This is a genomic window from Pseudonocardia sp., from assembly GCF_025965585.1.
Lineage (GTDB): Bacteria > Actinomycetota > Actinomycetes > Mycobacteriales > Pseudonocardiaceae > Pseudonocardia.
The window spans coordinates 1-19,915 of sequence record NZ_JAOPWR010000133.1 but is presented as its reverse complement, the minus strand read 5'-3'; the positions used below and the strand labels follow the sequence as shown (position 1 = coordinate 19,915).

General features: G+C 71.5%; 18 protein-coding genes and 2 pseudogenes. 12 read left to right on the top strand and 8 right to left on the bottom strand.

Features of this window, described 5'->3' with window-relative positions:
* Positions 1-1,098, top strand: a 1,098-nt coding sequence (locus tag JWR81_RS08430; RefSeq protein WP_297649148.1) for an acyl-CoA dehydrogenase family protein, incomplete at its 5' end; no start/stop codon positions are given.
* Here JWR81_RS08430 and JWR81_RS08425 read toward each other — a convergent pair.
* Positions 1,041-1,784, bottom strand: a complete 744-nt coding sequence (locus tag JWR81_RS08425; RefSeq protein WP_297649145.1) for a hypothetical protein — start codon at positions 1,782-1,784, stop codon at positions 1,041-1,043. The genes JWR81_RS08430 and JWR81_RS08425 overlap by 58 nt on opposite strands.
* Here JWR81_RS08425 and JWR81_RS08420 point away from each other — a divergent pair.
* On the top strand, positions 1,774-1,950 hold the full coding sequence (locus JWR81_RS08420; RefSeq protein WP_297649143.1) for a hypothetical protein: 177 nt from the start codon (positions 1,774-1,776) through the stop codon (positions 1,948-1,950). The genes JWR81_RS08425 and JWR81_RS08420 overlap by 11 nt on opposite strands.
* Positions 1,951-1,971: 21 nt before the next feature.
* On the opposite strand, the gene JWR81_RS34285 is transcribed toward JWR81_RS08420, so the two are convergent.
* The 3 genes and pseudogenes from JWR81_RS34285 to JWR81_RS08410 form a co-directional block, all read right to left on the bottom strand.
* Positions 1,972-2,472 (bottom strand): patatin-like phospholipase family protein, encoded by a 501-nt coding sequence (locus tag JWR81_RS34285; RefSeq protein WP_367278758.1) that lies wholly within the window; start codon positions 2,470-2,472, stop codon positions 1,972-1,974.
* A 158-nt stretch (positions 2,473-2,630) separates the two neighbouring features.
* A pseudogene (locus JWR81_RS34280) lies at positions 2,631-2,993 on the bottom strand (patatin-like phospholipase family protein); the annotation flags it as partial.
* Between the two features lie 73 nt (positions 2,994-3,066).
* A complete protein-coding gene (locus tag JWR81_RS08410; RefSeq protein WP_297649141.1) occupies positions 3,067-3,840 on the bottom strand; it encodes an enoyl-CoA hydratase/isomerase family protein in 774 nt (257 codons plus the stop codon).
* A gap of 202 nt (positions 3,841-4,042) precedes the next feature.
* Here JWR81_RS08410 and JWR81_RS08405 point away from each other — a divergent pair, with 202 nt between their 5' ends.
* A complete protein-coding gene (locus JWR81_RS08405; RefSeq protein ID WP_297649139.1) occupies positions 4,043-5,563 on the top strand; it encodes a FadR/GntR family transcriptional regulator in 1,521 nt (506 codons plus the stop codon).
* A 37-nt stretch (positions 5,564-5,600) separates the two neighbouring features.
* On the opposite strand, the gene JWR81_RS08400 is transcribed toward JWR81_RS08405, so the two are convergent.
* Positions 5,601-7,133, bottom strand: a complete 1,533-nt coding sequence (locus JWR81_RS08400) for an AMP-binding protein (RefSeq protein WP_297649137.1) — start codon at positions 7,131-7,133, stop codon at positions 5,601-5,603.
* A 99-nt stretch (positions 7,134-7,232) separates the two neighbouring features.
* Between JWR81_RS08400 and JWR81_RS08395 the strand changes: the two genes are divergently transcribed.
* Genes JWR81_RS08395 through JWR81_RS08360 form a run of 8 tightly spaced genes read left to right on the top strand, consistent with a single transcriptional unit; the run spans position 7,233 to position 15,900 of the window.
* Complete coding sequence (locus JWR81_RS08395) at positions 7,233-7,544, top strand: hypothetical protein (protein WP_297649135.1); 312 nt, start codon at positions 7,233-7,235, stop codon at positions 7,542-7,544.
* A 33-nt stretch (positions 7,545-7,577) separates the two neighbouring features.
* Positions 7,578-9,089, top strand: a complete 1,512-nt coding sequence (locus JWR81_RS08390; protein ID WP_297649133.1) for a class I adenylate-forming enzyme family protein — start codon at positions 7,578-7,580, stop codon at positions 9,087-9,089.
* A gap of 11 nt (positions 9,090-9,100) precedes the next feature.
* Positions 9,101-10,609, top strand: a complete 1,509-nt coding sequence (locus JWR81_RS08385) for a class I adenylate-forming enzyme family protein (protein WP_297649131.1) — start codon at positions 9,101-9,103, stop codon at positions 10,607-10,609.
* 1 nt (position 10,610) lies between these two features.
* Positions 10,611-11,873, top strand: a complete 1,263-nt coding sequence (locus JWR81_RS08380) for a MaoC family dehydratase N-terminal domain-containing protein (RefSeq protein WP_297649129.1) — start codon at positions 10,611-10,613, stop codon at positions 11,871-11,873.
* Positions 11,874-11,912: 39 nt separating this feature from the next.
* Positions 11,913-12,677, top strand: a complete 765-nt coding sequence (locus JWR81_RS08375; RefSeq protein ID WP_297649127.1) for a crotonase/enoyl-CoA hydratase family protein — start codon at positions 11,913-11,915, stop codon at positions 12,675-12,677.
* Between the two features lie 60 nt (positions 12,678-12,737).
* Positions 12,738-13,862, top strand: a complete 1,125-nt coding sequence (locus JWR81_RS08370) for an acyl-CoA dehydrogenase family protein (RefSeq protein ID WP_297649125.1) — start codon at positions 12,738-12,740, stop codon at positions 13,860-13,862.
* A 2-nt stretch (positions 13,863-13,864) separates the two neighbouring features.
* Positions 13,865-15,058 carry an acyl-CoA dehydrogenase family protein gene (locus JWR81_RS08365; protein ID WP_297649123.1) on the top strand — a complete coding sequence of 398 codons (1,194 nt, stop codon included), beginning with the start codon at positions 13,865-13,867 and terminating at the stop codon, positions 15,056-15,058.
* The gene (locus JWR81_RS08360; protein WP_297649121.1) at positions 15,055-15,900 is read left to right on the top strand and encodes an acyl-CoA thioesterase II; all 846 of its coding nucleotides are present in this window, start codon (positions 15,055-15,057) and stop codon (positions 15,898-15,900) included. The genes JWR81_RS08365 and JWR81_RS08360 overlap by 4 nt, the downstream gene beginning before the upstream one ends.
* Before the next feature lie 16 nt (positions 15,901-15,916).
* Here the strand turns inward: JWR81_RS08360 and JWR81_RS08355 are convergent, their stop codons facing one another.
* Positions 15,917-16,771 (bottom strand): acyl-CoA thioesterase II, encoded by an 855-nt coding sequence (locus JWR81_RS08355; protein ID WP_297649119.1) that lies wholly within the window; start codon positions 16,769-16,771, stop codon positions 15,917-15,919.
* Positions 16,772-16,792: 21 nt separating this feature from the next.
* Entirely contained in the window at positions 16,793-17,920 is a 1,128-nt protein-coding gene (locus tag JWR81_RS08350; protein WP_297649115.1) for an acyl-CoA dehydrogenase family protein, read from the bottom strand.
* Positions 17,921-18,071: 151 nt separating this feature from the next.
* On the opposite strand from JWR81_RS08350, the gene JWR81_RS08345 reads away from it, so the two are divergent.
* Complete coding sequence (locus JWR81_RS08345; RefSeq protein ID WP_297649103.1) at positions 18,072-19,307, top strand: acyl-CoA dehydrogenase family protein; 1,236 nt, start codon at positions 18,072-18,074, stop codon at positions 19,305-19,307.
* Between the two features lie 388 nt (positions 19,308-19,695).
* Here JWR81_RS08345 and JWR81_RS08340 read toward each other — a convergent pair.
* Positions 19,696-19,915, bottom strand: a pseudogene (locus tag JWR81_RS08340) (IS630 family transposase); the annotation flags it as partial.

Below are 19,915 nucleotides of genomic sequence, written 5' to 3'. Positions count from 1 at the left end.
CGGACCTTCGTGGCCAAGGAGATCACGCCCCACCACACGGAATGGGAGGCCGCGGGGATCGCCCCGCGCGAGTTGTACACGGCCGCGGGCGCCCAGGGGCTGCTCGGCATGGCGGTGCCCGAGGAGTTCGGCGGGGGAGGAGCGCCGGACTTCCGGTTCAACGCCGTGATCGCCGAGGAGCTCATGCGCGCCGGCGTCGCGGGCTCGGGCAACGGGATCACCCTGCACAACGACGTCTGCCTGCCGTACTTCCTCGATCTGGCCAGCGACGAGCAGCGGGCGCGCTGGCTCCCCGGGATCGTCTCGGGCGACCTGATCACGGCGATCGCGATGACGGAGCCGGCGATCGGGTCCGATCTCGCCTCCATGACCACCACAGCCGTCCGTGACGGGGACTCCTACGTGGTCAACGGGGCCAAGACGTTCATCACCAACGGGATCAACGCCGATCTGGTGATCACCGCGGTCAAGACCGACCCGACCCAGCGACACAAGGGCATGAGCCTGCTGGTGATCGAGCGCGGAACGCCCGGCTTCGCGCGCGGGCGCAACCTCGACAAGCTCGGTCAGCACGCGCAGGACACCGCGGAGCTGTCGTTCACCGACGTCCGGGTGCCGGTGGCGAACCTGCTGGGTCGGGAGGGTGGCGGGTTCGCGCATCTCGTCGACCGGCTGCCGCAGGAGCGGCTGGGCATCGCGGTGGCGGCGACTGCCGCCGCCGCAGGCGCCCTGGAGATGACCCTGACCTACGTGAAGGAGCGCACGGCGTTCGGGAAGCCGGTCGGGTCGTTCCAGAACTCGAGGTTCGTCCTCGCCGAGATCGCGACGGAGATCGACCTCGCGCAGCACTTCGTCGACGACTGCATCCGCGCTCTCAACGACGGGGACCTGACCGCCGTGGACGCGAGCAAGGCCAAGTGGTGGTGCACCGAGCTGCAGGGCCGGGTGGTCGACCGGTGCCTGCAGCTGCACGGCGGGTACGGGTACATGAACGAGTACCCGATCGCCCGCGCGTACGCCGACGCCAGGATCACGCGGATCTACGGCGGCACCACGGAGATCATGAAGGAGGTCTTCGGCCGCGACCTCGGGTTGTGACGCGTGCAATCTCGGACGAGGAGGTCGGTCGTGCGACGACCGAGTGGCACGGACACCGCGCAGCCCGCGCGGTCGTCCGCCCGGATGGCGTTGTCCATGGGGGTGGCGGTGCCTTCGGCATCGCCTTCCACATGGGTGTCCTGCATGCCTTCGCGGAGGCCGGGATCCCGGTGCTGGAACTGTCGATGACCGGCCTGTCTGCGGGTTCCTACGCCGCCGCGGCGCTGGTCACCGGCACACCGCTGTCGACGGTCGCCGAGGCCTGGTGCTACGTGGAGCGGACGAAGCCCGCCGGCGAGCTGGTGCGCGGCCACCGCATCACCGAACGGATCTTCGGGGATGCGAGGGATCCGCGCGTGACCGGAGTGTGCCTGTCGTTGCCGCTGCCGCGTCGTGTCCTCGTCGATGGTGGGCGGCACCGCCTCGCCGACGTCGTGGCCGCATCGTCGTCTCCGTGGGGCCTCGCCTACGGCCATCCGGTCGACGGCCGTCTGCTCTACGACGCGGGCACGGTGTCGAACACGGCCGCCGATCGTGCTCCCTCGGCCGACCTGCTTCTGGTCCTGGCGCCCCTGGCTCGCGGTGTCCTCGGCCGGCAGGGTGGTTTCTGGGAGATGCGGCTGCGAGGCGAGGCGAGGCGAGGCGAGGCGGTGGCGGTCGCGGCACGGTGGCTCGGTGGCGATCATCCGTCCCGATCCGGACGTGGTCGCGGCCGGCGGGCGGAGCTGGCGCGTCGTGATGGACATGGCGTGTGCCGACGCCACCTACGCGGCGGCCCACGCGCAGGGCGTGCGACTGGCGCCGCACCTCGCCGAGATCGTGGCCGCTGCCGGGTTGACCCCGCCCGCATGACGCAGGGCCGTCGAGTCCCCCTCAGCCTCGCCCGTCGCCGGAGATCGGTGATTCCGGATCCTGGGCCTCGGCCAGGAACCGCCGCACGTCGTCGTGCACGGTGAGCATGCGGGTGCGGTGGTGGGCTCGCTCCGCGACCTCGTCGTTGCCGTCGCTGCGCAGGAAGTTCGTGCCGTGCAGCGCGAGGTCCTCGGCCGCAGGTTGGATCACCAGGACGTCCCTGGCGCGATCGCCGGCGCGACGCAGCTCACGCCGGGTGGCCGCCATCGCCGTCGAGCGTATGAACCGGTGCGACAGCCGCGGCCGTCCCGGGGGCTCGTGCCCCAGCGGGACCACCGCGATGAGCCGGTTGCACCCGTACCGCACCGCGTAGTCGATGCTGGCCGACGAACGCACGCCGCCGTCGACCAGCAGCCGACGGCCCAGGCGGACCGGCTCGTAGAAACCCGGCACGGAGCAGCTGGCCATGACGGCCGCGTGCAGGGGATGGCGGTGGTCGGCGGGGTCCCGTCCCAGCGGCACCCGCCGCCCGAGGCCAGGTCGACGGCCATCAGCCACAGCGGGTCCGCGGGCCACTCGTCCCCGAGGAGCTCCGGCATGCGGTTGCCGCGCGGCCGGAACGGGCCGCCCGGGAACGTCGCCTCCGTCCACGGGGAGGGCATCGGCAGGGGAGCCCGCAGGTAGGACCGGGCCGCGACGGCACTGGCCCCGAGTGACCGTCGCCACAGCTCGTGGGGCGTCCGCCAGGCGGGTTCGAAGTGCCGCCGCGGGTCCGTCGCGCCGTCGTCGGCATCGGGCGTCACCTCGGCCAGCTTCAGCAGGTCCTGGGGCGCCGCGCCGCGCCGCAGCATCGCGCCGGCGAGGGCGCCCGCGCTGGTGCCCACGACGAGTTCGGCTGACCCGAGATCCAGGCCTGCGTCGGCGAGCCCGTGCAGGACCCCGGAGAGGTAGGCGATGCCGACCGATCCGCCGCCCCCGAGGACGAGTCCCCAGCCTCGGCCGGCAGGCCCGGGTGGTGGGGCTGCGGAGTGGTCGACCGGCATCTGCACGAGACCACTGGACCACAAAGAGGGTACGGAATGCTCGGCGGGTTGGCTATGTCACCGGTGCGCTCACCTACCGCCGCGTCCAGGTCCGGCGCGGTACCGAGCTGCGCTCGACCTCCGCCTGGCCGACCGGGTTGCCGATCTGTGTGTAGGACAGGCCGGTGCGCAGGGCCTGTGTACGGGTGGAGTCCAGCGACTCCCAGATCGCCCGGACCGTGCCCTGGATCGCGGCAGGCGGCTTCGCCGCGATGAGGCCGGCGATCTCGTCGGCCCGCTTCCACAGCTCCTCACGCGGCACGATCTCGCTGACGAGCCCGATCTGCATGGCCCGTTCGGGGGAGAGACGCTCGTCGAGCCCGAGCAGCGCGATGCGCAGCGTCTCGCCCAGCGGGATGCGCCGGGCCAGACCGATGGGCTCCAGCGCAGCGGTCATGCCGTAGCTGACGTGCGGGTCGAAGAACGTTGCCTCGTCGGAGCAGATGACGATGTCGGACTCGTTGATCCAGTAGAAGGCGCCGCCCGCGGCCATGCCGTTGACCGCGCACACGACGGGCTTCCACACCTGGTTGAGCTTGGGGGAGAGCTGCTCGCCCGGATCGGTCTGACTGAAGACGTTGGACGCCTGGTCGATGCCCTGCTTGACGTCCACCCCGGTGCTGAACGCCCGGTCGCCCGCCGCCCGCAGGACGACGACGTGCACGTCGTCGTCCGCCTTGACGGTGCGCCAGATCTCGGCGAACTCGTCGCACATGGCCTGGTTGAAGCTGTTCATCGCCTCGGGCCGGTTCAGTGTCACCGTGGCCACGTGCCGGTCGACCTCGTAGATCACCGTGGTCAGGTCCATCAGTCCTCCGTTGCTGCACGCCGCCGCGAGTCCGATTAGAGTATACGAAATATCGGCCGACTGTCAGTGTGTCGGCGTTGTCGCAGTTCGTCGTCGACGGGAGCCCACGCCCGCCACCCGGGGCGTCCGTAGATCATATCCGCGTTCGACGGCTAGGATGAGGATCAGGATCTCTGGTGAGCGTTGCTGGGTAAGGAGTCACGTGTCGATCGCACGCGCCGGCCTCGAGTCGGAGGTGGCCGACGAACCGGTCGGCGCGGGGGGCTCGTCGCCGACCCGTTTCCGCCCGGCGGACGACGCCGCGGACGCCCCGGCCGACAAGCTCGCGGCGCAGGTCGCACAGCGGATCGAGGCCGACATCATCCGGAACGGGTGGCCGGTGGGCGACGTGTTGGGCTCCGAGCAGGACCTGCAGGGACGGTACGGCGTCAGCCGCTCGGTCCTGCGCGAGGCGGTCCGGCTGGTGGAGCACCACCAGGTCGCCGGAATGCGTCGCGGTCCGGGCGGTGGGCTCATCGTGAGTGCGCCCGATGCCGGGCCGGCCACCCGCGCACTGGTCATCTACCTCGAGTTCATCGGTCTGGGCGCCGAGGACCTCATGCAGGCGCGGCTCCTGCTCGAACCGCTCGCGGCGTCGCTCGCCGCGGATCGGGTGACGGAGGAGGGGATCGCCCGGCTGCGCGACCTCCTCGCCCAGGAGGTCGCCCGTGACGAGGAGCCGGGCCTGGACTCCCAGGACCTGTTGCACGTCCTGATCGGTGAGCTGTCGGGCAACCCGGCTCTGCATCTGTTCATCGATGTGCTGACCCGTCTCACGAGCCGCTACGTCAGCACCACGCGACGCATCACGAAGGACGAGCTGGCCGCGGGAAAGGCGACCTCACGGGAGAGCCATCTCGCCATCACCGAGGCCGTGATCGCCGGTGACACCGGCCGGGCCGCGGGTACGACGTCCCAGCACCTCGTCGAGGTCGGCGAGAAGCTGCGGACGCTGCGCGGCAAGCGGGCGCCACGGGCCGGAGGCGCGGGTGGGTCGACCGCCGAGGTTCCCGGAGCGAAGCTCGCCGAGGTGATCGCGGGGCGCATCCACGACGAGATCGCCCGCCGTGGATGGCCGATCGGACACGTTCTCGGCTCCGAGAGCGATCTGCTGGCCCGATACGGGGTCAGCCGTGCCGTGCTCCGCGAGGCCGTCCGGCTGCTCGAGTACCACGCGGTGGCCAGGATGCGCCGGGGCCCGGGTGGCGGACTGGTCGTCACCGCCCCGGAGCCGGACGCGAGCATCGACACCATGGCCCTCTACCTCGACTACCGTGGGGTCACGCCGGAGGACCTGCGGGCCGTACGCGAGGCCATCGAGCTCGGGACGTTGGGGCAGGTGATGGCCCGCCGCGATGATCCCGACGTGTCGGATCGGCTGACGGCAGCCATCGCACGCACCGACGAGCCCACCGCGCCCGGCCGCACGGGAGCGGACCGCTTCCACACCGAGCTCGCCGTGCTCTCCGGCAACCCCGTCCTCGTGCTGTTCCTGCGGATACTCACCGAGCTGTGGTCCCGGCACACTGCCAACACAGCGAGCCCCACCCCCGGTCCGGACGCCGCGGCCACTGTCGAGCACATCCACAAGCGGATCCTGCAGTCCCTGCTCGACGGCGACGAGGGCGTCGCCCGCCACCGCATGCGCCGCCACCTCGAGGCGCTGTCGGCCTGGTACGACTGACACCCGCCGGGAGCGTGGGTGGCCCGACCGGTCGAGGTCAGCGGGTGGTCCCCGCCTGTTCCTCCCGCACGCGACGGCGCAGGAGCTTCCCGCTGGGCAGCCGCGGCAGCTCGTCGACGAACACGACCGAGCGGGGGCACTTGAAGCCGGCCAGCCGCTCCCGGCAGCCCCGCACGAGCTCCTCGGCGAGCTCGGGCGTCCCGGCGACACCGGGTGTGCACTGGACGACCGCGCGCACCGACTGGCCCATCTCGTCGTCCGGTACGCCGACGACGGCGACGTCCGCGACGGCCGCGTGCATGATGAGCGCCTCCTCGATCTCGGCGGGGTAGACGTTCACACCGCCGGAGATGATGAGGTCCGTGCGGCGGTCGGCCAGGTAGAGGAAGCCGTCGTCGTCGAGGTGGCCCATGTCGCCCAGCGTCGTCCAGCCCCGCTCGTTGAACGCGGCGGCGGTCTTCTCCGGGTCGTTGTGGTATTCGAACGTGCCTCCGCCGGAGAAGTAGATGGACCCGATCTCGCCGGTGGGCACCTCGGTGCCGTCGTCGCCGACGATGTGCACGGTGCCCTGGGCGGCGCGGCCGACCGAGCCGGGGTGGGCGAGCCAGTCCGCGGAGTCGATCATCGTCATCCCGGTGCCCTCGCTGCCCGCGTAGAACTCGAGGATCTTCGGGCCCAGCCAGTCGATCATCCGGCGCTTGACCTCGGGTGGGCACGGCGCGGCCGCGTGCACCACGACCTGCAGGCTGGACAGGTCGAACCCCCAGCGCACCTCCTCGGGCAGCTTCAGCAGGCGGACGAAGTGGGTGGGCACGAACTGCACGTGGGTGATCCCGTGCCGCTCGATCGCGCGGAGACACTCGAGCGGGTCGAACTTCTCCATGACGACCACGGTGCCGCCGTTGCGCTGGGTTCCCAGCGACCATCCGGCGGGCGCGGCGTGGTAGAGCGGCGCGGGGCAGAGGTAGACCGACCCGGGGCCGAACCCGAACGCCGACGCCATGATGTGGTCGATCGTCAGGCCCGTCCCGAACGGGGGGAAGGCATGGTCGGGCTTGATGCCCTTGGGCATGCCGGTGGTGCCCGAGGAGTAGAAGAAGTAGGTGCCCTCGACCTCCTCGGCCGGGGCGTCGGTGTCGACCACGCGCGCGAGGGCGTCGTCGAGCCCCTCCAGGCCGTCCCGTCCGGGCCCGGTCACGACGGCAGCGTCGAGACCCGTGTTGCCGGCCGCGATCCGTCCCGCGAGCGCGGCCACCTGCTCCGAGGCGACGAGCACGCGCGCGCCGCAGTCCCGCACGACGTAGGCGGCCTCCTCCTCGGTCAGGTGCCAGTTCACCGGCGTCCAGTACACGCCCGACCGTTGGCAGCCCCAGGCCACCGACAGGAACTCCGGGGTGTTGTCCATCAGCACGGCGACGTGGTCCTTGGGACCGAGTCCGTGGGCACGCAACAGCCCGGCGAACTCCCGGCTCCGGCGGTCCAGGTCGGCGTAGGTCACGGTCGGGCCGCCACCGGCCATGACGACGGCGGGTTTGTCGGGCGTCAGTGCCGCGAGCTGTCCGAGGTGCATGGGCCGAGAGTATCCTCAATTAAAGGGTGTACTCAATAGTCGATGTCGCCTATGGTGGTGTGAGACGCACGCGCATGGAGCCACACGGAGGACGCCGCGATGAAGCCGCGCATCGGAACAACCCTCGCGAGCACCGTCGACCCGACCACCGTCGTCGTCATCCGGTGGGGTGTCGACGACGTGGACCTCACCTGCGGTGGGGCGGCGATGGTGGACGCACGGGGTCCGGAGGCCGGGACCACGAACGACCCCGACCCCGCCCAGATGGAGGGCACCCTACTCGGCAAGCGCTACGCCGACGACGAGCACGGCATCGAGCTTCTCTGCACAAAGCCGGGCCGGGGCACCCTCGCCGTCGCCGGTGCAGCGCTGCCGCTCAAGGACGCCAAACCGCTTCCCGCGTCCGACTGAGCGGGCGACCAGAGAGAGATCAGAGGAGGCGCCATGAACGTCACGATGCTGCTCGACATGGCCGCGGACGTGTTCGGCGACCGGATCGTCGTCGGACGCCGCCGCGACGGCCTGACCGCCGAGCGTCTCCGCGCCCTGGCCGCCGGAGGCGCCGGTCTCGTGCGCTCGCGGGGTGCCGACTCACTGATCTACCTCGCGGTCAACGGCCCGGCCTTTCCGGTGGCCCTCTTCGCCGCGGCGCGCGCCGGAGTCCCGCTCGTGCCGGTCAACTACCGGCTCGGCGCGGAGCAGCTCACGGCGTTGCTGGCCCGCCATCCGCGGGCCCACGTCGTCGCCGATCCAGCGCAGCATGCGATCGTCGAGCAGTCCGGCCTGGCGGCCCAGACCCCGGCGGAGTGGCTCGACGCGGCGGCCGGCCCCGCCGCCGACGACGTCGAGGAGTTCGTCGACCCCGACTCGGCCGCGGTGATCATCTACACCAGCGGCACCACCTCGGCGCCCAAGGGCGTCGTGCTGCGGCACCAGAACCTCGTCTCCTACGTCCTGGGCACGGTCGAGTTCGCCGGTGCGGACGCGGACGACGCGGCGCTGATGAGCGTGCCGCCCTACCACATCGCGGCCGTCTCGAACGCCCTGACGAACCTGTTCGCCGGCCGCCGGACGATGGTGCTGGAGGCGTTCACCCCGCAGGGTTGGCTGGAGCTCGTCCGGGACCAGGGCGTCACGAACGCGATGGTCGTGCCGACGATGCTCACCCGGCTGATGGACGCCGACGGTCTGGACCGGTCGGTGCCGTCGTTGCGGTCGCTCGCCTACGGCGGGGCCTCGATGCCGGCCCGGGTCATCGAGCGTGCCCTGGAGGAGTGGCCGCACGTCGGGTTCGTCAACGCCTACGGGCTCACCGAGACCAGCTCGACGATCACGGTGCTGGGTCCCGACGAGCACCGTGCGGCCCTGAGCTCCGACCTCGACCATGTTCAGGCCCGGCTCTCGTCGGCCGGTCGTGCGGTGCCCGGCATCGAGATCGAGATCCGGGACGAGCACGGCGGGCGCGTCGGTCCGGGCGTCGCCGGGCAGATCTGGGTCCGTGGCGACCAGGTCTCCACGGAGTACACGGGCAAGGGCTCGACCGTCGACCCGGACGGCTGGTTCTACACCCGCGACGAGGGCAGGCTCGACGAGGACGGGTACCTCTTCGTCGGCGGCCGGGTGGACGACACGATCATCCGGGGCGCGGAGAACATCGCCCCGGCGGAGATCGAGAACGTCCTGCTGCGCCATCCGGACGTCGCTGACGCCGTCGTCGTGGGGGTTCCCGACGAGGAGTGGGGCCAGCGGATCGAGGCGGTCGTCGTCGCGCGGCCCGGCTCGGCCCCGGACCTGGAGGAGCTGCGGTCGGGCGTGCGCGGGGCGCTGCGGGGCTCGAAGACGCCCGAACGCATCGAGTGCTGGCCGGAGCTGCCCCGGACACCGACGGGCAAGCTCGTCCGCCGCGACGTCGTGGCCGGGCTCGAGGTCCCGTCCCGCACACCGTCGAACACGTGAGAGGAACGGGAGTGACCGTGGGGATCCGTGACCGGCTCGCGCAGCTGCTGCGCGAGGCCCCCGACGACGCGGAGGCCGTCGAGCACGACGGCACCTGGTGGAGCTGGGGGGCGATCCGGTTGATCGCGCAGGAGATCGAGAGCCGGTTCGAGCAGGCCGGTCTCGGGCCCGACGCCCGGATCGGCATGATCCTGGAGAACCGGCCCGAGCACGTCGCCGTGCTGGCAGCGGTGCTCGCCGGGGGCAGGTGCGTCGTTACCCTCAGCCCGCTGCAGCCCGCCGTGCGGCTCGCGGCCGACATCGCCCGCAGCGAGCTCCCGATCGTGATCGGTGGCCCCGAGCCGCTGTCCCGGGACGGGGTTCTCGACGCCGTCACCGCGTCCGGTCTCGCGGTCGAGCTCGACGTCGAGGGGAAGGTCCGGGAGCTCGGCGGCGCGGCTCTGGTCGATCCTCCGACCAGTCCGGGCGTCGCGATCGAGATGCTGACCTCCGGCACCACCGGGCCGCCCAAGCGGGTCCGGCTCACCGTCCGCCAGCTCGACGGGTCGCTGACCTCGAGCGGTCAGGTGCCGCGGGAGGGCAGGCTGCTGTCGCGTTCGGTCTCGCTGGTCGCCACCCCGATGGTGCACATCGGCGGGCTGTGGGGCGTCCTGTCCACGCTCTACGCGGGCCGGCGGATCGTCCTCATGCCGAAGTTCGAGCTCGAGCCCTGGGTCGGTGCGGTCGAGCGGCACCAGTTGCGTGCCGCCGGTCTGGTTCCCGCGGCGCTGCGCAGCGTGCTGGACGCCGGCGTCCCGCCGGAGCGGCTCGCGAGCCTGCAGGTCGTTACCTCCGGAACCACCGCCTGCCCGGCCGAGCTCGCCGACGCGTTCTTCCGCCGCTACGGCGTACGGGTCCTGATGACCTACGGCGCCACCGAGTTCGCCGGTGCCGTCGCCGGGTGGACGATGCCGCTGCACGAGAAGTGGTGGGACACCAAGGCCGGCAGCGCGGGCCGCGCCTTCCCCGGCGTCGAGCTCCGGGTCACCGGCACGGACGGCGCCGAGATGCCGGTGGGGGAGAGCGGTCTGCTCGAGGTCCGGACGGCGCAGTCCGCCGGGGGAAGCCGCGAGTGGGTCCGCACCAGCGACCTGGCCCGCATCGACGACGACCGCTTCGTCTGGATCGTCGGCCGGGCGGACGACGCGATCGTCCGCGGCGGTTTCAAGGTCCAGCCCGACACGGTCCGGCGGGTCCTGGAGTCGCACCCCGCGGTGCGGGAGGCCGCAGTCGCGGGCCTGCCCGACGAGCGCCTCGGCGCGGTTCCGGTGGCGGCCGTCGAGATCGAACCCGGACACCCGGCGCCGGACGTGGCCGAGCTGATCGCGCTGTGCCGCACCGAGCTCACGCCCTACGAGGTGCCGCGCCATGTACTGGTCGTCGACGCCTTGCCGCGCACGCCGTCGACCAAGGTCAGCCGGGTGGACCTGCTCGACCTCGTGCGCGCGACCCTGAACCCCCTCGAACCGAAGGAGTCCTGACATGACCAGCACCGAGGAGAAGCCGGCGGAGACGTTCGGTGTGTTGACCGACGAGTCGATCGCGCGGTCGCGGTTGCGGCTGGGTGTGCCGAACCCCCAGTACAACAAGCCGCACAACCTCGAGGTGTCGCAGGACGGTGCCCGGCATTTCGCCTACGGCTACGGCGACGACAACCCGCTCTACTGCGACCCGGAGTACGCGGCGGGCACCAGGTGGGGTGCTCTGATCGCTCCACCGACGTTCCTCTACACGATGGGTGAGGACGCGGCGCCGAAGCCGGACCCGGAGACGAAGGCGCTGCTGAAGGGCGACCCGTTCGCCGGGCTGGGCTCCTACCAGGCCGTCATGGAGTTCGAGTGGTGGCGGCCGCTGCAGCTGGGGGACCGGTGCCGTGTGCTGCAGGCCCAGGTCGGGGTGCAGCCCAAGACGTCGAGCTTCGGTGGTCGGACCGCGCACATCACCCACGACTACCTCTACACCAACGGTGTGGGCGAGATGCACGCCGTGCGCCGCGGGACGTGGATCAACGCCGAGCGGCACACGTCGAAGAAGCGGGCCAAGGAGAAGCTCGAACAGCACCCTTACACCCCGGAGCAGCTCGCCGAGATCGACGCCGCCTACGCCGCAGAGACCCGGCGCGGTGCCGAGCCCCGGTACTGGGAGGACGTGACCGTCGGCGACGTGATGCAGCCGAAGGTCAAGGGTCCGCTGACCGTCACCGACGTCGTCGTGTGGCACCTGGGCTGGGGCATGCAGCTCACCCCTCCCGGCAACTTCAAGATCGCCGCGAACGTGCGCCGCAAGGCCCCGGGGCTCTACCCCCCGAACGCGATGAACATCCCCGACACCGTGCAGCGGCTGCACTGGGAGCCCGCGCGTGCGCAGGAGCTGGGCCTGCCCAACTCCTACGACTACGGCGGCATGCGCGAGACCTGGCTCGCCCACCTCGTCACCGACTGGATCGGCGACGACGGTTGGCTGTGGAAGCTGCGTTGCGAGCACCGCAAGTTCAACTACATCGGCGACGCCACCTGGGTCCGCGGCGAGGTCGTGGACAAGCAGCGGACCGACACGGGCCACGAGGTGCACCTGAAGATCTGGTGCGAGAACCAGCGGGGCGAGATCACCACCCCGGGCACGGCGGTGGTCCTGCTGCCCTCCCGTGAGGAACCGGTGACGCTGCCGGAGCCGCCGGCGGCGACATTGGAGGGCATGGTCGCCCACGAGCTCGAACGCTTCAGATTTGACGTGGCAATGCGGTAGAAGAAGTTACTCATTTCGTAGCGAACCCAGGGAGTCACAGTGTCGGACGAGGTGCTCGTCGAGCGCCGCGGTGCGGTGCAGATCATCACGATCAACCGCCCCGCGGCGAAGAACGCGTTGGACGCCGCGGTCGCCCAGGGGATCGCCGAGGCGGTCGACGAGCTCGACGCGTCCGACGAGCTGTGGGCCGGCGTCCTCACCGGTGGCGGTGGCGTCTTCTCGGCGGGTATGGACCTCAAGGCGTTCCTGCGCGGCGAGTCGCCCGCCATCGAGGGCCGGGGCCTGTGCGGCATCACGCAGACACCCCCGAGGAAGCCCCTGATCGGAGCGGTGGAGGGGTGGGCACTGGCCGGCGGCTTCGAGCTTCTGCTCGCCTGCGACATGGTCGTCGCGGCGCGCACGGCGAGGTTCGGCGTTCCCGAGGTGAAGCGCTCGCTCGTGGCCGGCGCGGGGGCGGCGCTGCTGCTGGCGCGGCGCGTTCCGTTCGCGATCGCCCTAGAGCTGCTGCTGACCGGTGAGCCGTTCGGGGCCGAGCGGGCGGCCGAGGTCGGCCTGGTCAACCGGGTGACCGACGAGGGTGGTGCCTTGGAGGGCGCGTGTGCGATGGCGACGACGATCGCGGCGAACGGTCCTCTAGCCGTCGCCGCGACCAAGGAGATCGCGCGGGGGAGTGCCGACTGGTCGCTCGCCGAGGGCTGGGTCCGGCAGGCGGAGATCATGGCGCCCGTGTTCGGCTCCGACGACGCCAAGGAGGGCGCCACCGCGTTCGCCGAGAAGCGTCCTCCCGTCTGGCGAGGGCGCTGACTCCGGGGCAATGAAGTATCCTCTTTTTGGTCGACACCGACGGAGCAGCGGAGGACACCGGTGACCCTCACCTTCACCGACGAGCAGGAGGAGCTGCGCGCCTCGGTGCGCCGGTTCCTGGCGGACAAGTCGCCGAGCGAGGCGGTGCGCCGTTGGATGGAGTCCGACTCCGGTCGCGACCCCGCGCTCTGGGCGCAGATGGCGACCCAGCTCGGGCTGCAGGGACTGGCCCTGCCCGAGGAGCAGGGCGGTGCCGGCTACGGGCCCGTCGAGCTCGGCATCGTGCTGGAGGAGATGGGCCGGGCCCTGCTGCCGGCACCCTTCCTGGCCTCGATCGCGCTCGCCGGACAGGCACTGACGATCAGTGGTGACGAGGCCGCGTGCACGCGCTGGCTCCCCGGCCTCGCCGACGGCTCGCTGACCGCGGCCCTCGTCGTGAGCGAGCAGGGCTCGTCCTGGAACCTCGACGGCATCCGGACCACCGCCGTCGTGCAGGGCGAGGGCTGGCTGCTGAACGGCACCAAGACGTTCGTGATCGACGGCGGCACTGCCGACCTCCTCCTCGTCGCCGCGCGGACCGATGAGGGACCGGGCCTGTTCGCCGTCGAGGGTGCATCCGCGGACGGCGTCACGTGTTCGGCGCTCACCGTGCTGGACCCGACCCGCCGGCTGGCGCACGTGCACCTCGCCGACGCCGCCGCGGTGCGGGTGGGACCCACCGGTGACGCATCGGCCTACCTGCGCGAGGTGCTCGACCTCGCGATCGTGGCCCTGGCGGCGGAGCAGGTCGGCGGAGCACAGGCGTGTCTCGACCTCTCCGTGGAGTACGCGAAGATCCGGGTGCAGTTCGGCCGTCCGATCGGGTCGTTCCAGGCGATCAAGCACAAGTGCGCGGACATGCTGCTGGAGGTGGAGGCCGCCCGGTCCGCCGTCTACCACGCGGCGTCGGTCGCCGCGGAGCGTTCCGACGACGGTGAGCTGGCGATCGCCGCGGCCGTCGCCGGCGCGTACTGCGCGCAGGCCTACACGCACGCCGCCAAGGAGACCATCCAGATCCACGGTGGCATCGGCTACACCTGGGAGCACGACGCACACCTGCACCTCAAGCGGGCGAAGTCCTCCGAGCTCCTGCTCGGCGCCCCCGCGGCGCACCGCAGTCGCCTCGCTGAACTCGTGGGGATCTGACCATGACCGGTTCATTGACCGCGCCGTCCGAGACCGTCACCGAGACCGACGAGGAGTTCCGCGCCCGGTTCCGCGCCTTTCTCGTCGCCCACCACCCGGGCAGGCGGCCCCGTGGAGACACCGAGCAGCGCGCGTGGCAGAAGGCGTGGCTCGCGACCCTCTTCGACGGCGGGTTCGCCGGCCCGAGCTGGCCGCGCGAGTACGGCGGGATGGCGCTCGACTTCCCGCGGCAGGTGATCTACCAGGAGGAGCACGCCCGGGCCCGGCTTCCCGGGCCGCAGGGCACAGGCCTGGGCATCGCGGCACCGACGATCATCACCTACGGCACGCCGGAGCAGAAGGAGCGGTTCCTGCGCCCGATGCTGCGCGGCGACGAGGTCTGGGCCCAGGGCTACTCGGAGCCCGAGGCCGGTTCGGACCTGCCGTCGCTGCGCACCACCGCGCGACGGGACGGCGACGAGTACATCGTCAACGGCCAGAAGGTCTGGAACACCCACGCCGACTACGCCGACATCCTGTTCACCCTGGTCCGGACGGGCACGCAGGAGTCGCGGCAGAAGGGGATCAGCTACCTGCTGATCGACGCCCACGCACCCGGGGTCACCGTGCGGCCGTTGCGAGACCTCACCGGCGGTACGCACTTCTCCGAGATCTTCTTCTCCGACGTCCGGGTGCCGGTGTCGAACCGGATCGGCGAGGAGAACGAGGGCTGGCCGCTGGTCCGGACGAGCCTCGGACACGAGCGTGCGGCCGGCGCGATGAACCAGGCGGCGCTGTACCGGCGCGTCCTGAGCGAGCTCACGGAGCTCGCGCGCGAGCGCGGCGCCACGGCGGACCCGATCGTCCGTGACCGGCTGGCCGACTTCGAGGTCCGTGTGCGGATCATGCGCTACACCGGCATGCGCACCATCTCCGACATCATGGCCCGCGGTGAGCCCGGCCCCGCCTCGTCGACGTCACGGCTGTTCATCACGGCCTTCGAGCAGGACCTGCACGAATTCGCCGTCGACATGCTGGGTGCCGACGGGCTCCTGACACGCGACGACGAGCGTGCCGTCCAGCGGGGCCGCTGGGTCGGGGGGTTCCTCTCCACCCGCGCCTCGACGATCGGCGCCGGCACTGCGGAGATCCAGCGGAACACCATCGCCGAGCAGGTCCTCGGCCTGCCGCGCGACCCCGCGATGCCCTCGCGATGACGGATACGGCGACGAGCAACGAGACCCTGCGGGTGGTCGTGCCCGCAGTGGACGTGCTCGAGCTCCTGGATCTGGAACCCCTCGAGCGCGATCTGTTCCGGAGCACGGCCGTGTTCGACGACCCGTTCCCGCTCTACGGCGGCCAGGTCGCCGCGCAGGCGCTGCGGGCGGCCGGGCTGACCGTGCCCGAGGGCCGGCTGCCGCACTCCTTGCACGGCTACTACCTGCGCGGCGGCGACGCCTCGCACCCGACGGTCTTCCGCGTCCACCGGGACCGCGACGGCAGATCCTTCTCCGCCCGCCGGGTCGTCGCGATCCAGCGCGGCGAGGTGATCTTCAACATGTCGGCGTCGTTCCACGTCCCGGGGGACGGCCCGGACCACCGCGTCGGAACGCCCCCGGCGGACGGGCCGCCCGACGGCCTGGCGTCGTATGCCATCCCCCGGCTCGTGTCGATGGAGGGCCGGCTGCCGGAGCAGCCGTTCCCGGATGCGGACTGGCCGACGCGGTTCTGGTCGCGGTGCACGGCCCCACTGCCGGATGACCAGCTCTGGCACGCCGCGGTGCTGACCTACCTCTCGGACATCTCGACCGGCCTGGCTCCCTTCGACGACGACGAGCACCACTCGGGGGCCTCTCTCGACCACGCCGTCTGGTTCCACCGTCCGGTCCGGATGGACGACTGGGTGGTGATGGACCTGGCGCCGGGCACGGTGGCCGGCGGCCGCGGCTGGTACACCGGCACGCTGCACGACCAGCACGGCACACCGGTGGCGAGCCTCGCCCAGGAGAACCTGTTCCGGCGCGGGCCGGGGTTCCGGCGGCGGACCGGGTCGGCCTGACGGCGACCGCGTCCGGTCATCGCCGGCGGATCATCCCCTCCTGCATCACGCTGACCACGAGCCGGCCGGACCGGTCGAACATCCGGCCCTGGCACAGGGCCCTCCCGCCGTCCGCCCACGAGCTCTCCTGGTCGTAGTACAGCCACTCGTCGGCGTGGAACGGGCCGTGGAACCAGACCGCGTGGTCGAGGCTCGCGAACTGCACGTCGGGGGCCCCGAACATGGTGCCGTGCAGGGCCACCGAGGTCGAAAGGAGCAGCATGTCCGACGCGTAGGTCGCCGCGCAGCTGTGCACGAGCTGCTCGTCCGGGAGTGTCTCCCGGCAGCGCAACCAGAAGCGCTGCCGCGGCGCCACGCGCTCGCCGCGACCGGTGGCGACCCGGGGGAGCTCGCCGTCGAAGCGCAGCTCGAAGGGATGCCGGTCGGCCAGGCCACTGAACCAGGCGCGGGTCAGCTCGTCGCCGCCCGCCATTGACGGGTCGGGATCGGGCAGCGCCTCGGGCGGGGGCGCCACGAGCTGCGGTATTTGGTGGGTGAAACCGTCCTCGGGCAGGTGGAAGGAGGCTGAGAGCGTGAACGTGACCTCACCGTGCTGCTGCGCGGTCACCCGCCGGGTGGTGTAGCTGCGGCCGTCGCGGATCGGCTCCACCCGGTAGACGATCGGCACCGAGGCGTCGCCCGGCCGGAGGAAGTACGCGTGCAGGAAGTGGACCATCCGTTCCTTCGGAACGGTCCGCCCGGCCGCGACGAGGGCCTGGGCCGCGACCTCGCCGCCGAAGACCCGTTGCGACGGGGGCCACTGGCTGGTGCCGCGGAAGAGATCGACCTCGATCTGCTCGAGGTCCATCATCGCGGCGACGCTCATCGTCATCTGCGCTCCGTGATAGGTCGGTCAGACGGGCATCGGGATCTGCCCCATGAGCCGGACGAGGCGCTCGCGGTGCTCCGGTGCGGTGCCGTGCAGGACACCGTCCACCTTCGCCCGCCGCAGGTAGAGGTGCAGATCGTGCTCCCACGTGAAGCCGATCCCGCCGTGCAGCTGGAGGGCCTCGCCGGCCACGGCGCCGATCGTCGAGGAGATGTGTGACGCGGCCACGCAGGCGGCCGCCGCAGCGTCCGCGGTGCCGGCGTCCGCGGCCATGGCCGCGTAGTAGACGGCGGCCCGAGCGCCCAGCGCGTCCACAGCCATGTCGGCGGCCCCGTGCTTGACCGCCTGGAACGAGCCGATCGGCCGGCCGAACTGGACCCGGATGGCCGCGTACTCGACCGTCATCTCCACGACCCGGTCCATCACCCCGACGGCTTCCGCGCAGCCGAGCACCGCCGCATCGTCGGCGAGCCGCTGGATGTCGGTCGCGTCGCCGTCGAGCCTGCGACCGGCCGGCACCCGGACCCCGTCGAACCGCACCTCGTGGAACGTGCGCGTCAGGTCGAGGACCTGCTGCCGCCGCACCGTCACCCCGGGGGTGTCGCGGTCGACCAGGAGGCTGACCGGCGCGCCGTCGAGAAGAGCGGTGACGAGCAGCCAGCGCGCAGCCCCGGCGTCCTGGACGGCGGTCTTGACCCCGTCGAGAACGAACCCGCCGTCGCCATCGGCGACGGCGGTCGCCGCGATCCCGTCGAGCGTCCAGGGCGACGACGGCTCGGCGAAGGCCCAGGTGGCCCACAACGATCCGTCGGCCAGGGCCGGGAGGACCTCGGCCTGCAGCTCGGAGGACCCTCCCCGCGCGACGGCCGCGCCGACGACGGCCGAGACCAGGAACGGCCCACGTGCGAGCGAACGCCCGATCTCCTCGGCCACGATCGCGAGCTCCACCAGGCCCTGCCCGGAGCCCCCGTGTTCCTCCGGCAGCGCCAGGCCGGTCCAGCCGAGCTCCGTACCGAGCCGCCAGAGGTCGGCGTCGATCTCCTCGTCCCCGTCGAGCAGCGCCCGGACTCGGGTGATCGGCGACCGGTCGCCCAGCAGGTCCCGCGTCGCGTCCCGCAGCATGGCCTGCTCGTCGCTGAGCTCGAAGTCCACCTGTCACCACCTGCTCGTCGTCGAGGGCGTCGGTCCGGCGCCACCACCTGAACAAAGTATCCTCTAACCGGTCAGCGGTCGAGGTTTCCGCCCACAATGTGGGTACACGCCGACCCCTCGGGGGTTAGAGTAGCCCCATCACGGAGTCACCGTGCGGCCCGACGAGCACTGGAGCTGGGTAGCGATGCGGCTGGAGTCCCCACCGGAGCTTGAGGCCTTCCGCAAGAAGGTCCGTGCGTTCGTCGCCGAGAACGCACCGGGTGTCAAGAGGCACGCAGGTGTCCGTGCCCCCGAGCCGGAGCTGATGCCGGAGATCCGAAGGTGGACCGCCGCCCTGCACGAGGCGGGATTTCTCGGCATCGACTGGCCGGTCGAGTACGGGGGACGGCCGGACGCCCACCCGCTCGAGTCGCACATCGTGGTGGAGGAGATCACCCGGGCCCGCACCTGGCAGCCCATCGGTGCGGCGTCGCTCGCGTCGGCCGCGATCATCGACTTCGGCACCGACGAACAACGCGCCCGGTTCCTGCCGCGCATGCGCTCCGCCGAGGACATCTGGTGCCAGCTGTTCAGCGAGCCCGGAGCCGGATCGGATCTGGCGAGCCTGCAGACGCGTGCGCGTCTGGAGGGCGAGGGCGACGACGCGGTGTACGTCGTCGACGGTCAGAAGGTCTGGACCACCAACGGCCAGCACTCCGACATGGGCTACCTGCTCGCCCGCACCGATCCGGCCGCCCCCAAGCACAAGGGCATCACGGCCTTCGCCCTGGACATGCGCTCGCCCGGCGTGGACCTGCGCCCGCTGCGCGAGATCACCGGCACCACGGACTTCAACGAGGTCTTCCTCGACGGCGTCCGCATTCCTGCGTCGAACGTGATCGGCGCGGTGAACCAGGGCTGGACGGTCGCCATGAGCAGCCTCGGGAGGGAGCGCTCCGGCGTAGCCGCGCACGGTGTCGAGCTGTTCGCAGTGCTCGACGACCTGCTCGAGCTGGCCGGGGGCAGCACGGCGGGCGGTGGGCCGGCTCTCAACGACAGCGCCACCCGGCAACGGATCGGCGAGCTCGCCACGCGGGTGCACGTCAACGCGGCGATGGTGCACCTCACGCAGTCGCGGATGCTCAGCGGTACCGAGGAGCCGGCCGACGGGGCCATCGGCAAGATCTTCTTCAGCGAGCTCAACCACGACATGGCCGAGTTCGGCGTGGGGCTGCAGGGCACCGACGGGATCCTGACGGAGGCCGACCCCGCCGTCCGGGCCGGGGGCTGGTGGCAGGACGCGTACCTGTACGCCCGGGCGTACACGATCGCCGGTGGGGCCAATGAGATCCTCCGCACGCAGATCGCGGAGCGCGGGCTCGGCCTGCCCCGTGAGCCCCGTCCCTGACCACTCGGCGACGTGGGGGTCAGCTTTCGTGGACGATGCGGCCGTCGATCAGGGTCGTCCGGACCGAGTCGGCCCGGGGGCGGCGAGCGCGCCGTCGAGGATTACGAGGTCGCCAGGGCGAACGGGCGCCACGACCGGGGGGACGCGGGCTGCGACCGCCGCGGCGATGCCCTCGTCGGTCGGACTCCATTACCGCACCCCGGGCCGGTCGGTCGGCACGAAGCGCGTTCCGCCATGACCCGCCAGCGGCGTCGAGATCGATGTTGCTGCTGGAGGAAGCGGGTTGAGTGACCGGTGCGCGCGCAGCGGAGCGAGGGAGGTGGCCCACTCGACGAGCCGTGCGAGGTCGGCCATCTTTCCTCGTGCGTGTCAGGGACCTGTTGTTCGTCTAGTGTCGTGAGTCGTTAATTCGCTCGCAGTACCGGGCGATGCTGTCGAGGATCTGGTCGGCGGTCTTGGTCCAGACGTAGGGCCGAGGGTGGTCGTTCCAGGTCTTGATCCAGTCACGGATGTCGGCGTTGAGCGCCCGCACCGAGCGGTGCGTGCCTCGCTGCAGCTTCTTGGTGGTCAGCTCGCCGAACCAGCGTTCGACCAGGTTGAGCCAGGAC

Excerpts from the sequence above, each read along its gene's own strand:
- JWR81_RS08390 (WP_297649133.1), top strand. The coding sequence starts at position 7,578 with ATGAACGTCACGATGCTGCTCGACATGGCCGCGGACGTGTTCGGCGAC.
- JWR81_RS08395 (WP_297649135.1), top strand. The coding sequence starts at position 7,233 with ATGAAGCCGCGCATCGGAACAACCCTCGCGAGCACCGTCGACCCGACC.
- JWR81_RS08355 (WP_297649119.1), bottom strand. The coding sequence starts at position 16,771 with ATGACGATGAGCGTCGCCGCGATGATGGACCTCGAGCAGATCGAGGTC.
- JWR81_RS08380 (WP_297649129.1), top strand. The coding sequence starts at position 10,611 with ATGACCAGCACCGAGGAGAAGCCGGCGGAGACGTTCGGTGTGTTGACC.
- JWR81_RS08410 (WP_297649141.1), bottom strand. The coding sequence starts at position 3,840 with ATGGACCTGACCACGGTGATCTACGAGGTCGACCGGCACGTGGCCACG.
- JWR81_RS08400 (WP_297649137.1), bottom strand. The coding sequence starts at position 7,133 with ATGCACCTCGGACAGCTCGCGGCACTGACGCCCGACAAACCCGCCGTC.
- JWR81_RS08360 (WP_297649121.1), top strand. The coding sequence starts at position 15,055 with ATGACGGATACGGCGACGAGCAACGAGACCCTGCGGGTGGTCGTGCCC.
- JWR81_RS08425 (WP_297649145.1), bottom strand. The coding sequence starts at position 1,784 with ATGATCGCCACCGAGCCACCGTGCCGCGACCGCCACCGCCTCGCCTCG.
- JWR81_RS08365 (WP_297649123.1), top strand. The coding sequence starts at position 13,865 with ATGACCGGTTCATTGACCGCGCCGTCCGAGACCGTCACCGAGACCGAC.